We start from the raw sequence: 12,939 nt of genomic DNA on the forward strand, positions 1-12,939 counted from the left end.
CCGGTCGCGACTTGCCCATATCATCGGCACCGGCGAAATCACGGCGGTCATCCTTCATACTTGGCGGATGACCTTCAACGTACTCCTGCAATACATCCTTCCCCACCGTGCCCTGTCGCGGGTGGTGTACTGGGCCACGCGCTGGACCTTCAAGCCGTGGAAGAACTTCCTGATCCGCACCATCGTGCAGAAATATCAGGTGAACATGGCCGAGGCGGCGCAGCCCGATCCGCTGGCCTACCAGCACTTCAACGCGTTCTTTACCCGCAAGCTGCGGCCGGATGCGCGCCATGCGGACGCCAACCCGCAGGCCGTGCTCTCGCCGGCGGACGGCAGGATCAGCCAGCTGGGCAGGATCGTCGATGGCCGCATCTTCCAGGCCAAGGGTCAGGAGTACACCGCTGCCGAGCTGCTCGGCGACGAGGCCAGCGCGGCGCCGTACCGCAACGGCCGTTTCGCCACCATCTACCTGTCGCCGCGCGACTATCACCGCGTGCACATGCCCCTCAAGGGCACGCTGAAGGAAACCGTGCACGTGCCCGGCCGCATCTTCAGCGTGGCGCCGTTCGCGGTGGAGGCGATTCCGCGGCTGTTCGCGCGCAACGAGCGGCTGGTCTGCCATTTCGAAGGCGAGCACGGCCCGTTCGTGGTGGTGATGGTCGGCGCCATCCTGGTGTCCAGCGTGGCCACCGTGTGGGACGGCCTGGTCATTCCGCCTTACGCGCCGTCGATCCGCCGCAAATCCTTCGCCGGACAGAACATCGCGCTGGAGCGCTTCGCCGAGATGGCGCGCTTCAACATGGGCTCCACCGTGATCCTGCTGTTCCCCGAAGGCATGGCGGAACTGGACGGCCTGGCGCCGCAGCAGGTCGTGAAAGTCGGCGAACGGCTGGGCGTGCAGCTCAAAGGCTGATCCAACCGCCGCGTCAATTTTTTGACGCGGCGAGTGACGCGTTTCGTCGTTTTGTGACCTTTTTGGCGCACCAACCTGAACGGCGCCAGTATGCTTCCGGCCCGGCGCCGCCTTGTGCGAGCGCCGCCCCAAGGCCAGATCGAGGAAGCCCATGCGCATCGTCACCCGACTCATCGCCATGAACCGTGGACGCCAGCTCGGCAAGCAATTCCGCGAGATCGAGCGCCAGATCCGCGCACTGCCCAAGCGCAGCCGCGCACGCCTGGGCACCATGGCCTTGCGTGAGATCGGCCAGGCCTCGCGCAGCGATTTCCCGCACCTCTACGGCACGCCGCCGGAAGAGCGCTACCTGCCCTGGGGCCAGGGCACCGACATCGGGCTGGCCCGCGCCCGCTCGGACAACGCCGAGGTCGCCATGCGCGGCATCGCCCTGTGGCTGGCCGTGGCCTATCACGAGACCAAGAACACCCCGCATCCGAGCATCAAGCCGCACCACCGCGACCTGATGCGCCTGCTGCGCGAACTCAAGGAAGACCATCGCGCGGACCCGATCCGCGAATGGACCCAGGCCGCCGCTGCCGCCTGAGTGCCCTGCCTTTCCACGAAAAAAAGCCGCCCCCGAAAGGGCGGCTTTTTCGTTGCGCGGTACTGGAGCGTGCCGCGATGGCGTCAGCGGCAAGTCGGCAGCTTGAGCACCTGTCCCGGCTTGATCTGGTGGTGTTTGAGGTCGTTCATCTCCGACACCTCCTGCACGGACGAGCAGTTCACCTTGCTGACGATGCTGGTCAGCGTGTCGCCGCGCTTCACCACGTAGCTGCGCGTACGCGAGGTGCTGCTGGAACTGCGCGAGGACGTGGCCGGCGGCGGAGCCGATGACGGCGGCACCACCGGCAGCACGGCCGTGTGCAGGTCGTTGGCCAGGATCGGCCAGGGGCCATCGGTGCAGCGGGCCTCGTATGGCTTCTCCAGCACCTTGGGCACCATGATGCGCACGCCGGCAGGCTGCGTCGCCTGCGGGTCCAGGCGCGGATTGAGGTTGCGCAGCGTGCGGAACCAGCCGTCCTGCATGCCCGCCGCCGAACCCAGGCACACGGTGAGCTCGGTGAGCGAGGCCGGCCGCTTCAGCACCACGCTGCCCTGCGCGCCATCCACGCGCGGGAAGCGCAGGTTGTAGCTTTCCGGATGCAGGAACAGCCAGGCCGCTGCCAGCACGGAGGGCACATAGTCGCGCGTCTCCTGCGAGAGCTGGTTGTAGATGGTGGGGTCGTACAGGCTCACCGAGGTGTTGTCGCCCACCAGGCGCCGCATGCGTCCCTCGCCACCGTTGTAGGCGGCCAAGGTGAGTTCGAGGTTGTTGTTGAACGCCTTGAGCTGTTCGTCCATGTACTCCGCATTGGCGCGGGCGGACTCGGCGGGATCGAAGCGCGAGTCGAAGCCGTCCTCCGTATTCAGGCCAAAACGCAGGCCGGTGGCATACATGAATTGCAGCGGGCCCGCGGCGCCCGAGCGCGACACCGCATGCACCTTGCCGCCCGACTCCTTGGCCATGATGCCGAACAGCAAGGCCTCCGGCAGATCCTGCTTCTGGTATTCCGGCCACATCTGATAACGCAGGAACTGATAGTTGACGTAGGCGTCCATCAGGTTGCCGCGCCACTGCGTCAGCCACATCTCCAGCGCGGCCTTCACCGGGCCATTCATGGCGATCAGCTGCGACAGCTGCTGGCCGCGCAGCAGGGTCACGCTGCGCTGCGCCTCGGGCAGGCTGGCGGCGCCGGTCTTGCCGGCGTCGCTGCCTTCCGGCAGATCGTTGCCCATGGCGCTCAGGTCATCGCCGAGATCGAAGTTGCCGTCCTTCAGGCGCAGCAGGCGATCGAACACGGAGAAAAAGCGCTGCGGATCGCAACCCGGCGTCGAAGGGCAATGCGCCGAGGCGTTCTTCAGCTGATCCAGCGCGGCGCTGAGGGTCTGCTGCGAAGCCTGCGTATTGCCGGCACGCGCCTGCGCAAGCGCCGTCTCGTAACCCTTGCTGGCCTGATCCAGCTGGGCATAAAGCTGATTGGCCTGAGGCGTGGCCGCGGGCTTCGTGCCTCCGCCACTCGAACAGCCCACCAGCAACAACAGCGCGCCGGCCAGCAGTGCCAGGCGCAACGAACGGGAAAAAGCAGGGAAAACCATGGACGACTTCACTGTCGGACCGAAAGGGCGACCTTACTGCGCGAAGCGGCATGGACTCAACCGAAAAAACCCTGAAGGTTCGCCAGCGTTCGCCTTCGCGTGGCGCGCAGGCGCAAGAACATGTCGGCTCGCTACAATCGCCGGGCATCCTACGGACGGAACGCCATGACTGACATTCTTATCGGCCGCAACGACAACACCAGCGTCAGCCTCGACCCGCGCTACGGCAACCGGCACGGCATGATCGCGGGCGCTACGGGCACGGGCAAATCCGTGTCGCTGATGGTGCTGGCCGAAGGCTTCTCCAAGCTGGGCGTGCCCTGCTTCCTCGCCGACGCCAAGGGCGACCTGGCGGGCCTGTCGATGCCCGCCGGCGAACCGGGCGACAAGCTCAAGGCACGCCTGGACAAGCTCCGTCTCAGCGACTGGAGGCCGCAGGCCAATCCGGTGATCTTCTGGGACATCTACGGCAAGCTCGGCCACCCGGTGCGCGCCACCATCAGCGAAATGGGCCCCACCCTACTCGGCCGCATCATGGAACTCAACGACACGCAGGAAGGCGTGCTCGAGGTGATCTTCAAGGTGGCCGACGACCAGGGCTGGCTGCTTCTCGACCTGCCCGACCTGCGCGCCATGCTCGGCTTCGCCAGCGAAAACGCCAAGGACATCTCGGCGCATTACGGCCTGATCAGCACGCAGAGCATCGCCGCGATCCAGCGCGCCCTGCTCAAGCTGGAGCAGGACGGCGCCGACCAGTTCTTCGGCGAGCCGGCGCTGGAGCTTTCCGACCTGATGCGCCAGGACATGAGCGGCCGCGGCGTGATCAACGTGCTGGCCGCCGACCAGTTGATCCTCAAGCCGCGCCTGTATTCCACCTTCCTACTGTGGCTGCTGTCGGAGCTGTTCGAGCAGTTGCCCGAAGTCGGCGACCTGGACCAGCCCAAGCTGGTGTTCTTCTTCGACGAGGCGCACCTCTTGTTCGACGATGCGCCGCCGGCGCTGCAGCAGCGCGTGGAACAGGTGGTGCGGCTGATCCGCTCCAAGGGCGTGGGCGTGTACTTCTGCTCGCAGAACCCGGACGACGTGCCCGGCAACATCCTCGGACAGCTCGGCAACCGCGTGCAGCACGCGCTGCGCGCGTTCACGCCGCGCGACCAGAAGGCGGTCAAGGCGGCGGCGGAAACCTTCGTGGCCAATCCGAAGATCGACGTGAGCGAGGCGATCACCCAGCTCGGCGTGGGCGAAGCGCTGGCATCCACGCTGCGCGACGGCGGCGTGCCCTCGCCGGTGGAACGCGTGATGGTGACCACGCCCACCGCGCGCATCGGCGCCATTACCGACGCCGAACGCTCCATGGTGCGGCAGCGTTCGCCGGTGGGTGGCAAGTACGACACGCCGGTGAACCGTGAATCGGCGGCGGAGATCCTCGCCCAGCGCGCCGCCACGAAAGCGGCGGACCCGCAGACCATCACCCGGCCCGCGCCCGGTGGCGCTCCGGCGAAGCAGGATCCCGGCTGGACCGATGCCGTGCGCGATGCACTGCTCGGCACCAGCCGTCGCCAGGGCATGATCGAGGCGATGGCCAAATCGGCCAGCCGCGCGGTGGGCTCCAAGCTGGGCCAACAGATCGTGCGCGGCGTGTTGGGCGGCATCTTCGGCGGCAAGCGCTGATCCTCACGCCATCCCTGCACGGGATGGCAAGACAACCCGCATGCCACGCATCCATACCGTATCGCCCGACACGCCACTGGCCGAGCGCTTCGTCGCCGGCCTGGGCTACCCGTTGCACGGCGGCGGGCTCGCCGCCTGCGTCGTGCTTGCGCTGGGCCAATGCCTGGTGATGATCCCGGCGTACATCGGCATCGTCGCCGCCTTCGCGCTGTGGACGGCCACATGGCGTTACGGCGCCGCCTGCCTGCTGCATACGGCGAACGGCTACGCCGATCCGCCCGATGTGGGCGTCGAGGAAAACCCTTCGGCAGGCCACTGGCTCACCGTCGTGCACATGGGCGTGGTGATCGCCTGCGCCGCGAGCACGGCGTTCTATCCCGCCATGTTCTGGCCGCTGGTGTTGTGCTTCGCGCTCACCTTGCCGGCCATCGACATGTCGCTGGCCTTCGACGGGCATCCGCTGGACGCGTTCCATCCGCGCCAATGGCAGGCGGTGATAGGGCGGCTGGGCGTGGGCTATTTCATTCCCGTGCTCGTCAACCTGCTGATCGGCGGCCTGATCGTGCTGCCGTCGCGCACGCTGTCGTGGATGCCGCTGTGGGCGTCGCTGCCGCTGTTCGCCTTTGCGTACACGTACCTGATCATCTTCAACCTGCACCTGATGGGCGCCATGATCCATCGGCACCACGCGCAGTTCGACCTGGAACCCGAAGCGGAAACGCTGCTGCGCGACAGCGGACAGGACGAAGACGAACGCCTGCTCGCCGACGTGCGCGAGATGGCCGTGATCGACCGCCGCGCCGCCATCGGCATGCTGGTGGAACGCATGCAGGGCCGCAGCGCGCCAGCCACGCTGCATCAGGCTTATCGCGAACTGCTGCGCAAGGAAGGCCCGCACGAAGGCCTGATCGAGCACGGGCATCTGTGGATCGCGGCGCTCATGTCGCAAGGCGAGACACGCCGCGCGCTGGCGTTGACGCAGGAATGCGTGGATATCGATGCCAGCTTTCTTCCGGATGATCCGGCAAGCGCGGCCACCCTGGCCGACCATGCCTGCAGTTCGGGCATGACGCAGCTGTCACTGAAGCTGTGCCGCGGCTATCTGAGCCGTTGGCCCCGCTCGCCCGAATGCCCTCGCATCGGCCTGCTTGCCGCCAACCAGCTCACCGACCGTCTGGGCCAACACGCCGAGGCCGCGGTATTGCTGGGCAAGCTCGCGGCCGCATGGCCGGAGCATCCGCTGTGCCCTGCCCTGACGGCGCTTGCTACACGCATGCAGCAGTCGACCGCCCACGCTCCATGAGCATCGGCGCGCAGGCCGGTTAAAATCGACTGCACGCTTCAAGCAATGGATCAGTCCGCACATGAGCCGCTGGCGCCCACCTTCGCCGTCTTCCACCGCCATCATCACGCGCGAGGGCTTCGAGAAGCTCAAGGCCGAGCTGGATCACCTCTGGCACACGCTGCGCCCCGAAGTGGTGAAAGCGCTGGCCGCGGCGGCGGCGGAAGGCGATCGCTCGGAGAACGCCGAATACACCTACCGCAAGAAACAGCTGGGCGAGATCGACCGGCGCGTGCGCTACCTGAGCAAGCGCATCCCGTCGCTCAAGGTGGCCGAGGGCACGCCGGCGGATCGTGACGCCGTGTTCTTCGGCGCGAGCATCGAGCTGGAAAACGTCGAATCGGGCGAGAGCGTGCTCTATCGCATCGTCGGCCCGGACGAAACCGATGCGCGGCAAGGCTGGATCAGCATCGATTCGCCGCTTGCCCGCGCCGTGCTGAAAAAGCGCGTGGACGACGAATTCGAGGCCGAGTTGCCCGGCGGCCGCACGCGCTTCGTGATCGTGGCGGTCAACTATTGATCACTGGCCGTGCAGCAATGCCTGCACCTCGGCCTGGTGGCCTTCGACGAAACGGATGTTGTCCGCGTTGACCCAGGTCTGGTTGAGGTTCTTGGACAGCGATGGATCACTGCGCGCCTGCACCGCCATGATCGCGTTCATCAGCGCGATGTTGGCGAGCATGAATTCCCGCGGCGTGAAGCCGTACTTCTTCACCAGCACGGGAATGCGCGGATCGGCCGCCATGGCCTGATTGGCGAGGTCGTCCAGGCTGCGCACCTTGCTGGCGTCGGGCGCCGCCTGCGGCGGAATGCCGGTGGCCTTCGCCTCGCGCGTGGCCGCGGCGAGGCGTCCGAAATTGTCATCGGTGAGCTTGTACTGCTTGATCTGCTGCTTGTCCGCCTGCGGCAGGCTGGGCGGCGAAGCCTGAGCCGGGGCCACCGGAGCCGGCGCCGACTGGGCCTGCGCCAGCGGCGCCGCGCCGAGCGCCAGCATCATCACGGCAACACGGGCGACAGAAACACGAACAAAGGCGGCCATCAGGCATCTCCGGTAAATAAAGGCATCACCCTAGCATCGGGTGCCTAAATGACAGTTCAGTCGCGCAGAAGTTGCTTCAGGTCCGCCTGATAGGACGCATCGATCTGCGTGAGCCGCGCCTTCCTGGCCTGATCGTTGACCCAGCGGCCGTGCTGGGCCTGCTCGCGCATCAGGCGATATTCCATGTCGACGAACGGACGCAGCACGCTGTTGTCGGCCGCAGCGAAGCCTGCGAGATCGGGAATGCGCGCTAGGTTCGCGCGTTCGCGCTCGCCCGCGGCCCCCGGTGCGTGCCCGTAACCGCGCATGAAGTCGATCAGCTGGTGGCGCAACGGCTCGGGCATGCCTTCGCGCACGACCAGCACGCCGGAAGGGATCAGCGTGGAACGCCAGATCACGCGCAGCTGCGTGGCTTCGGAGGGAAAGTTGCGCTGGAACAGGTCGAGGTCGGGGTTGTTGCAGGTCGCCACGTCCACTTCGCCGTTGCTCACCGCGAGCGCGTTGTTCTGGTGATTGCCCACGCGCACGCTGGCGAAGAACGTGTCGGAGTTGAGGCCGTTGGGTGCGAACACTTCGGCTTCCGGGGCCACATAACCGGTGACGGAAAGTGTTTCTCCCCGTGCATAGCGCCAGCGACCGGGCTTGGCGAGCAGGTCTTTGAGCGAACGGATGGGACCATCGGCGCGCACGATCAGCATGGCGACGTTGCCCTTGGCGCCGTCGCTGCGCACGAACTGCGCAACCACGCGCATGTGCTGATGCTCCACCGCCTCGATGGCCAGGCGGCCCGACAGGAAGGCCATGTCCACGCGTTGCTCGCCGATGGCGCCCGACAGCCCGGCGTAACTGCTCACCGATACGGTGGTGACGGGATGGCCCAGCCGGCGCTCCAGGTCTTCCAGCAGCGGACGCCATTGCTCGCGTGATTCCGCCGCGCTGCCGATGGGCAGAATGCCGAAGCGGATGGGGAAACCGCCCGGCGCCTGCACCACCTCATCGGCGCGGATGGAAACGAAAGGCAGCAGCAGGCACGCCAGCCAGATCGCCCGGATCCATGCGCCACACATGCGCCTACAAAGCACCCGCCAAGCCGTTTCCATGCCCGCTCCCAGCGCTCCGCCGTGCTCCTTGTAGCGCGATTGGCAGGCCTCCGCAATTTGTCACACGGGCAGAAGGCGGTAAAAGTTCAGCGCAAAATCGGCAAAGGATACGCGCGCCCTTCGCGGCGCGGCTGGTAACACGGGGCATGGCGATGGAAGGCTTCCGTGTGGCTGTCGGGGTGCCAGCCCGGCAGGCCGGAGAGCGGCAAGGGCCGCAAATCCAGGGGATCGCGCAGCAAGCGCCCCGCCTCGATACCTTGCGCGCAGATGGCGACGGCATCGACGTCGCCCTCGGTCGCCAAGCAGGCCAGCGCCTTCCCTACGAGCAGCTTGCCCGGCGTCAACGCGTGTTCCAGCAAGGCATGGCCGAACAGCTGGACGCTTGCGCGCCCGTCCTGCCAGGCGGCTCTTTCGCGCCAGAACAGGCCATGCCAGTCGTGTTCGTCCCACAAGTCGAGCAAGCGGCGATCGCGCAGGGTCACGATGACGCCGGCCTCGTCGAAGTGCGTCAGCGCGTACTGCGCGCGCGAACGTTCGCGCGTGCCCATTACCGCGATATCGGCCATCTGCCGCGCGTTCAACGCGCGCTTGAGCGCGGGATAGCGCAACCACACCATGGCGTTGAACAGGTCGTGCCAGTTCGCTTCGCGCGTGGCGATCTCGCCTTGCTCGGCGATGCGCTGCTCATAGTGCAAGCCATCGTCCAGCAGCGCCTTCGTCTGCGCGACGAAGCGCTCGCGCTGGCCAGCAGGCCACGCGGCGTTCAAGTCATCGATGGATGGCCAGTGCGCGCCCTCCATCCACGCGGCGTATTCGCGCCAGCCGCACAGCGGCCAGCGCGCGAATACCCGAGGATCAACGCTCTCGCGAGATGGCGCGATGTAGCGCATCACGCCACCGAGTGATCAACCCGCCAGGCGCGCGTGCAGGTCGTGGTCGTCGGCGTCTTCGATCACGACGTCCACGAACTGGCCCGGCTTGAGCAGCTGGCCGTTGGCGATGTGCACCACGCCGTCGATTTCCGGCGCGTCGGCGGCCGAGCGCGCGACGGCGCCGTTGGCGCCGGCCTCATCCACCAGTACCTGCATGGTGCGGCCGATCTTGCGCTGCAGCTTGGCGGCGGAGATTTCCGCCTGCACGGCCATGAACTGCTCCAGGCGATCTTCCTTCAGTTCTTCCGACACCGCGCCCGGCAGCTCGTTGGCCTTGGCGCCATCGACCGGCGAGTAGGCGAAGGCGCCCACGCGGTCGAGCTCGGCTTCACGCAGAAAATCCAGCAGTTCCTCGAACTCGGCATCCGTCTCGCCGGGGAAGCCGACGATGAAAGTGCTGCGGATGGTGAGGTCTGGCACCACTTTGCGCCAGTTGCGGATGCGCTCCAGCGTCTTGTCGATGTTGCCCGGCCGCTTCATCAGCTTGAGGATGCGCGGGCTGGCGTGCTGGAACGGAATGTCGAGGTAAGGAAGGAGCTTGCCCTCCGCCATCAGCGGCATCACTTCGTCCACGTGCGGGTACGGGTAGACGTAGTGCAGGCGCGTCCACACGCCGAGTTCGGACAGGCCTTCGCACAGTTCGGTCATGCGCGTGCGGTAGCTCTTGTCGCGCCACTGGCGTTCGGCGTACTTCACGTCCACGCCGTAGGCGCTGGTGTCCTGCGAGATCACCAGCAGCTCCTTCACGCCGCCCTTCACCAAGCGCTCGGCCTCCAGCAGCACTTCGTCGACCGGACGCGACACCAGGTCGCCGCGCATCGACGGGATGATGCAGAAGCTGCAGCGGTGGTTGCAGCCTTCGGAAATCTTCAGGTACGCGTAGTGCTTGGGCGTGAGCTTCACGCCCGTATCGGGAATGATGTCCAGCAGGGGATTGCGCTTGGGCGGCAACGCGGAATGCACGGCGTTCATCACGCTGGCGTAGTCCTGCGGGCCGGTGATGGCGAGCACGTCCGGATAGGCTTCGCGGATCAGCTCCGAGCGCTTGCCCAGGCAACCGGTGACGATCACCTTGCCGTTCTCGTGCAGCGCCTCGCCGATGGCGTCCAGCGACTCCTGCACGGCGGCATCGATGAAGCCGCAGGTGTTCACCACCACCGCGTCGGCCGCGCCGTAGCTGGGCACGATCTCGTAACCCTCGACCTTCAGCTGGGTAAGGATGCGCTCCGAATCGACGAGTGCCTTGGGGCAACCCAGGCTGACGAAACCGACTTTGGGCGAGACCTGCGACATGGCGTGGAGACCGTAAGCGTGCGGAAAACGGACCATTATATCCCAGCGCAGGGCCAATCCCTGAATGGCTAGAATTTGGCGTCATTACCGCCGCCGAGGACGAGCCATGGGCCAGACCATCAATCTCAACACCACGCGGATGCAGTGCATCAGCGCCTATCTGGCCCAGCCCAAGGGCACGCCCAAGGGTGGCATCGTGGTGATCCAGGAAATTTTCGGCGTGAACGAGCACATCCGCCATGTGGTCGACGGCTTTGCCGAAGCCGGCTATACCGCCATCGCTCCCAGCTTCTTCGATCACCTGGAGACGGGCGTGGAGCTAGGCTACAACGAAGAAGGCTACCAGCGGGGACGCGAGCTGATCACCGAACTGGGCCTGGACCGCGCGGTGGAGGACGTCGCCAGCGCGGCCGAATCGATCTCGTCCGCCGGCCGCATCGGCACCGTGGGCTACTGCTGGGGCGGCACCGTCGCCCTGCTCGCCGCGCTGCGCCTGGGCATGCCTTCGGTGAGCTACTACGGTGCGCGCAACCTGCCTTTTCTTGGCGAAAAACCAAGGGCGCCCGTGATGTTCCATTTCGGCGAGAAGGACAAATCCATTCCGCCGGAGATGGTGCAGAAGCACCGCGAGCTGCTGCCGCAGATGGAGGTATTCACCTATCCCGCCGATCACGCCTTCAATCGCGACGTCGGGCCGCAGTACGACGAAGCGAGCGCCAAGCTGGCCTACAAGCGCACGCTGGCGTTCTTCGACAAGCATCTGGCCGGCGGCGCATGAGCCACGCGGGCTTCGCACTCGACCCGCGCCTCGCGAACGACACGCGCCACGTCGTTTCGCTGGAGCTGTGCGACGTGCTGCTGATGAACGACGCACGCTTTCCCTGGCTGGTGCTCGTACCGCGGCGCGCCGGCATGGCCGAGATCTGCGACCTGTCGCCGGACGAACAGACCATGCTCTGGCGCGAAGTGACGCTGGCATCGCAGGCGCTGCGCGCACAGGGCGACTTCGACAAGCTCAACCTCGGCGCGCTGGGCAATATCGTGCGCCAGTTGCACGTGCACGTGGTCGGCCGGCGCGAAGGCGATGCGGCGTGGCCCGGCCCGGTATGGGGCAACGGCACCGCCCTGCCCTATGGCGAAGACGCGCTGGCGTCGCTGCTGCAAGGCCTGCGCGACGCGCTTGGCTAAGTGGCTTCCCCCAAAAAAAAAGCCCGCGGAATCCGCGGGCCTTTTCGTGTTGCCGGATGGCTTACATGTGCTGCTGCGGCGGCGGCGCATCGGCCTTCACCGGCGCCTTGTAGTCTTCCAGCTCACGCGCCTTGGTATCGACCACGCTGATCTTCTTCAGCGTGCCGCCATCGTCGTAGTACACGGTGAAGCCGTAGTCCAGCTGCAGGCGCGCCATGTACTGCAGATGCTGCTTGCGGATCTTGGAGTCGTCGCTGGGCTCCAGCAGCACCGTCTTGGGCAGCTTGCCCTGGTCCTTGAGGTAGGCGAAGTGGCTGCCGGTATCCAGCGCCGACAGCACGGCGCCATCCACGACGAACTGGCCGCTCTTGTAGGCCTGGATCACCGCGTCGAACTGGCTCTTCATGTCCGCGGTGCGCACTTCGTCCTTGGCGCTGCCGCGGTGGCAACCGGCCAGCACCAGCATGCTGCCCAGCAGGATGGCTGCGCCCGCGCGGGTCAGCAGCGTGGAAAAACGGGTCATGCGGTGTCTCCTGCAATGCATCGAAGTGAACATGGTGAGTTTAGCGCCAGCCCGGCTCCGCGCAGGGAGCCCGGAAGGCAACCGTTCAGGTGAGCCCGACGGACGTGAAGGGTTCAGGTGCGGGGCAGCGTCACGCCCTGCTGGCCCTGGTACTTGCCGCCGCGATCCTTGTAGCTGGTCTCGCATTCCTCGTCGGATTCGAGGAAGAGCATCTGCGCCACGCCCTCGTTGGCGTAGATTTTCGCGGGCAGCGGCGTGGTGTTGGAGAACTCCAGCGTCACGTGGCCTTCCCACTCCGGCTCCAGCGGCGTCACATTGACGATGATGCCGCAGCGCGCGTAGGTGCTCTTGCCCAGGCAGATGGTGAGCACCTTGCGCGGAATGCGGAAGTACTCGACCGTGCGCGCCAGCGCGAAGGAATTGGGCGGAATGATGCACACATCCGCCTCCACGTCGACGAAGCTGGTCGGATCGAACGCCTTCGGGTCGACGATGGTGGAGTTGATGTTGGTGAAGATCTTGAACTCGCGCGCGCAACGCACGTCGTAGCCGTAGCTGGAGGTGCCGTACGACACCAGCTTGGTGTTGTCGCGCGTCTTGATCTGGCCCGGCTCGAACGGCTCGATCATGCCGTGCTGCTCGGCCATGCGGCGGATCCACTTGTCGGATTTGATGCTCACTCGGGCTCCCGAAGGGCTGGTCTGTCGCGCCGGACGGCGTAAAGACCGGGAAAATAGCGGAAAGGGAGGGTGGGCCGCCA

Annotated in this window: 14 protein-coding genes; 7 read left to right on the top strand and 7 right to left on the bottom strand. The window is 66.1% G+C overall.

Annotated features, from left to right (window positions below):
- Positions 1-67 precede the first annotated feature (67 nt).
- Together asd and BDW41_RS01780 are read left to right on the top strand one after the other, a co-directional pair.
- Positions 68-913 (top strand): archaetidylserine decarboxylase, encoded by an 846-nt coding sequence (gene asd / locus BDW41_RS01775; protein WP_074547179.1) that lies wholly within the window; start codon positions 68-70, stop codon positions 911-913.
- Between the two features lie 151 nt (positions 914-1,064).
- Entirely contained in the window at positions 1,065-1,499 is a 435-nt protein-coding gene (locus BDW41_RS01780) for a hypothetical protein (RefSeq protein WP_074547178.1), read from the top strand.
- Between the two features lie 83 nt (positions 1,500-1,582).
- Here the strand turns inward: BDW41_RS01780 and BDW41_RS01785 are convergent, their stop codons facing one another.
- Entirely contained in the window at positions 1,583-3,091 is a 1,509-nt protein-coding gene (locus BDW41_RS01785; RefSeq protein ID WP_074547177.1) for a transglycosylase SLT domain-containing protein, read from the bottom strand.
- A 165-nt stretch (positions 3,092-3,256) separates the two neighbouring features.
- Between BDW41_RS01785 and BDW41_RS01790 the strand changes: the two genes are divergently transcribed.
- From BDW41_RS01790 to greB, 3 genes are all read left to right on the top strand, one after another.
- Positions 3,257-4,762: a helicase HerA-like domain-containing protein gene (locus BDW41_RS01790; protein WP_074547176.1), complete on the top strand. Its 1,506-nt coding sequence runs from the start codon at positions 3,257-3,259 to the stop codon at positions 4,760-4,762.
- Positions 4,763-4,802: 40 nt separating this feature from the next.
- Positions 4,803-6,065, top strand: coding sequence for a hypothetical protein (locus BDW41_RS01795; RefSeq protein ID WP_074547175.1), 1,263 nt, complete (start codon positions 4,803-4,805; stop codon positions 6,063-6,065).
- 61 nt (positions 6,066-6,126) lie between these two features.
- Positions 6,127-6,624: a transcription elongation factor GreB gene (greB, locus tag BDW41_RS01800; RefSeq protein WP_074547174.1), complete on the top strand. Its 498-nt coding sequence runs from the start codon at positions 6,127-6,129 to the stop codon at positions 6,622-6,624.
- On the opposite strand, the gene BDW41_RS01805 is transcribed toward greB, so the two are convergent.
- From BDW41_RS01805 to rimO, 4 genes are all read right to left on the bottom strand, one after another.
- Positions 6,625-7,143 carry a hypothetical protein gene (locus BDW41_RS01805; protein ID WP_146217284.1) on the bottom strand — a complete coding sequence of 173 codons (519 nt, stop codon included), beginning with the start codon at positions 7,141-7,143 and terminating at the stop codon, positions 6,625-6,627.
- A 56-nt stretch (positions 7,144-7,199) separates the two neighbouring features.
- Positions 7,200-8,243 (bottom strand): phosphate/phosphite/phosphonate ABC transporter substrate-binding protein, encoded by a 1,044-nt coding sequence (phnD, locus tag BDW41_RS01810; RefSeq protein WP_233496735.1) that lies wholly within the window; start codon positions 8,241-8,243, stop codon positions 7,200-7,202.
- 86 nt (positions 8,244-8,329) lie between these two features.
- Positions 8,330-9,133, bottom strand: a complete 804-nt coding sequence (locus BDW41_RS01815; protein ID WP_074547171.1) for a DUF3025 domain-containing protein — start codon at positions 9,131-9,133, stop codon at positions 8,330-8,332.
- A 15-nt stretch (positions 9,134-9,148) separates the two neighbouring features.
- Entirely contained in the window at positions 9,149-10,468 is a 1,320-nt protein-coding gene (gene rimO, locus BDW41_RS01820; protein ID WP_074547336.1) for a 30S ribosomal protein S12 methylthiotransferase RimO, read from the bottom strand.
- 106 nt (positions 10,469-10,574) lie between these two features.
- Between rimO and BDW41_RS01825 the strand changes: the two genes are divergently transcribed.
- On the top strand, positions 10,575-11,246 hold the full coding sequence (locus BDW41_RS01825) for a dienelactone hydrolase family protein (RefSeq protein ID WP_074547170.1): 672 nt from the start codon (positions 10,575-10,577) through the stop codon (positions 11,244-11,246).
- Positions 11,243-11,656, top strand: a complete 414-nt coding sequence (locus BDW41_RS01830; RefSeq protein ID WP_074547169.1) for an HIT family protein — start codon at positions 11,243-11,245, stop codon at positions 11,654-11,656. The genes BDW41_RS01825 and BDW41_RS01830 overlap by 4 nt, the downstream gene beginning before the upstream one ends.
- 61 nt (positions 11,657-11,717) lie before the next feature.
- Here BDW41_RS01830 and BDW41_RS01835 read toward each other — a convergent pair whose 3' ends face one another.
- Together BDW41_RS01835 and dcd are read right to left on the bottom strand one after the other, a co-directional pair.
- Positions 11,718-12,179, bottom strand: coding sequence for a hypothetical protein (locus tag BDW41_RS01835; protein WP_074547168.1), 462 nt, complete (start codon positions 12,177-12,179; stop codon positions 11,718-11,720).
- A gap of 113 nt (positions 12,180-12,292) precedes the next feature.
- Positions 12,293-12,859, bottom strand: coding sequence for a dCTP deaminase (gene dcd / locus BDW41_RS01840; RefSeq protein WP_074547167.1), 567 nt, complete (start codon positions 12,857-12,859; stop codon positions 12,293-12,295).
- Between the last annotated feature and the right edge of the window lie 80 nt (positions 12,860-12,939).

Origin of the sequence: Dyella sp. AtDHG13, assembly GCF_003201105.1 — a bacterium.
Classification (GTDB): domain Bacteria; phylum Pseudomonadota; class Gammaproteobacteria; order Xanthomonadales; family Rhodanobacteraceae; genus Dyella; species Dyella jiangningensis_B.